The sequence below is a fragment of the Micromonospora sp. D75 genome (assembly GCF_018070405.1).
In the GTDB taxonomy this organism is placed as follows: domain Bacteria; phylum Actinomycetota; class Actinomycetes; order Mycobacteriales; family Micromonosporaceae; genus Micromonospora; species Micromonospora chalcea.
Genome location: NZ_JAGPXV010000798.1, coordinates 1 through 2,277, shown reverse-complemented (window position 1 = coordinate 2,277; position 2,277 = coordinate 1). Strand labels below are relative to the sequence as shown.

Annotated in this window: 3 protein-coding genes; all 3 read left to right on the top strand. The window is 68.2% G+C overall.

The features are described 5' to 3' along the window. Window positions 1–21: 21 nt before the first annotated feature. Window positions 22–372 carry an ABC transporter permease subunit gene (locus KBX39_RS29190; protein ID WP_312247509.1) on the top strand — a complete coding sequence of 117 codons (351 nt, stop codon included), beginning with the start codon at window positions 22–24 and terminating at the stop codon, window positions 370–372. Window positions 373–397: 25 nt separating this feature from the next. Beyond that, entirely contained in the window at window positions 398–1,426 is a 1,029-nt protein-coding gene (locus KBX39_RS29185) for an ABC transporter ATP-binding protein (protein ID WP_043328350.1), read from the top strand. Continuing rightward, window positions 1,419–2,277: ABC transporter ATP-binding protein (locus tag KBX39_RS29180; RefSeq protein ID WP_210873616.1), on the top strand; the 859-nt coding region annotated here is incomplete at its 3' end. The genes KBX39_RS29185 and KBX39_RS29180, both read left to right, overlap by 8 nt.

The window sequence follows — 2,277 nt, the reverse complement described above, 5'->3', positions numbered from 1 at the left end:
ACGATGTAGTCGGCCTCCTCGGTGCTCGCCGCCCAGGAGGCCGACGACATCGTCGCGGCCCGCGCGCTCGGCGCCCGCACCGGCCGGGTCATCCTCAAGCACCTGCTGCCGAACTGCCTGGCCCCGCTTCTGGTCTACGGCACGATCATGGTCGGCTCGTTCATCGGCGCGGAGGCCACGCTCTCGTTCCTGGGCATCGGCCTGAAGAGCCCGGTCGTCTCCTGGGGCATCATGATCAGCGAGGCGCAGAACTACATCCGGGTCTCGCCGTACCTGCTGTTCTTCCCCTCCGCGTTCCTCGTCGCCGCAGTGCTGAGCTTCGTCATGCTCGGCGAGGCGGTCCGCGAGGCCCTCGACCCGAAGCTTCGATAGGGGAACTGAGTTGTCCGACATTCTCGTGTCCGAGCAGTCCGCGCCGGGCGCCGACGGATCCGGTCGCCCCTCGGGCCGGCTGCTCGAGGTCGACGACCTTCGGGTGGAGTTCCGTACCCGGGACGGCGTCGCCAAGGTCATCAACGGAGTCACGTACCACGTCGACGCGGGGGAGACCCTCGCCGTGCTCGGCGAATCGGGCTCCGGCAAGAGCGTCACCGCGCAGACCATCATGGGCATCCTGGACACCCCGCCCGGGTTCGTCACCGGCGGCCAGGTCCGCTTCCACGGCAAGGACATGCTCACCATGTCCCCCGAGCAGCGGCGGCGGATCCGGGGCGAGGGCATCGCCATGATCTTCCAGGACTCGCTCTCGGCCCTCAACCCGGTTTTCACAGTCGGCTTCCAGATCGCCGAGCAGTTCCGCATCCGGCGCGGCATGAGCCGCTCGGACGCCAAGAAGCGCGCGATCGAGATGCTCGACCAGGTGAAGATCCCCAACGCCAAGGGCCGGTTCAGCAACTACCCGCACCAGTTCTCCGGCGGTATGCGGCAGCGCGCCATGATCGCCATGTCGCTGGCGCTGGACCCCGAGGTGCTGATCGCCGACGAGCCGACCACCGCGCTGGACGTGACCGTGCAGGCCCAGATCATGGACCTGCTCGGTGAGCTCCAGCGGGAACGGCAGATGGGCATGATCCTGATCACCCACGACCTCGGCGTGGTCGCCGACGTCGCGGACCGGATCGCGGTCATGTACGCCGGCCGGATCGTCGAGGAAGCCGACGTCTACGACCTGTACCGCAAGCCGGCACACCCGTACACGCTCGGCCTGCTCAACTCGATCCCGCGGATGGACGAGAAGGGCCAGGAGCTCCGCACGATCAAGGGCCTCCCGCCGAACCTGATGAACATCCCGCCGGGCTGCGCGTTCAACCCGCGCTGCCCGATGGCGCAGCCGGTGTGCCGGGAGAAGGTCCCGCCGCTGCTGCAACTGGGCAACGGCCGGGCCAGCGCCTGCCACTTCGCCGAGGAACTGGTGAACCGTGACTGAGAACATCATCGAGGTTCGTGACCTGGTCAAGCACTACCCCGTGACCCGGGGCGTGGTGTTCAAGAAGACCATCGGCCACGTCAAGGCGGTCGACGGCGTCTCCTTCGACCTCAAGGCCGGCGAGACGCTCGGCGTGGTCGGCGAGTCCGGCTGTGGCAAGTCCACGCTGGCCCGGGTGCTGATGAACCTGGAGAAGCCGACCGGCGGCCAGGTGCTCTACAAGGGCCAGGACATCTCCAAGCTCTCCGGTGGCGCGCTGCGTCGGCTGCGCCGGCAGATCCAGCTGGTGATGCAGGACCCGTACACATCGCTCAACCCCCGGATGACGGTGGGTGACCTGATCGGCGAGCCGTTCGAGATCCACCCCGAGGTGGCTCCGCGCGGCAGCCGGCGCACCAAGGTCAAGGAGCTGCTCGACCTGGTCGGCCTCAACCCGGAGCACATCAACCGGTACCCGCACCAGTTCTCCGGCGGCCAGCGGCAGCGCATCGGCATCGCCCGGGCGCTGGCGCTGCGGCCCGAGGTGATCGTCTGCGACGAGCCGGTGTCGGCGCTGGACGTCTCCATCCAGGCGCAGGTGATGAACCTGTTGGAGAAGCTCCAGGGTGAGTTCGGCCTGTCGTACGTCTTCATCGCCCACGACCTGTCGGTGGTGCGTCACCTCTCCGACCGGGTCGCGGTGATGTACCTGGGCAAGATGGTGGAGATCGGCACCGAGGACGAGATCTACGAGCGTCCGACCCACCCGTACACCCAGGCGCTGCTGTCGGCGGTGCCGGTGCCCGACCCGACGGTGCGCGAGAGCAAGGCGGTCATCCGGCTCCAGGGCGACGTCCCCTCGCCGGTCTGCC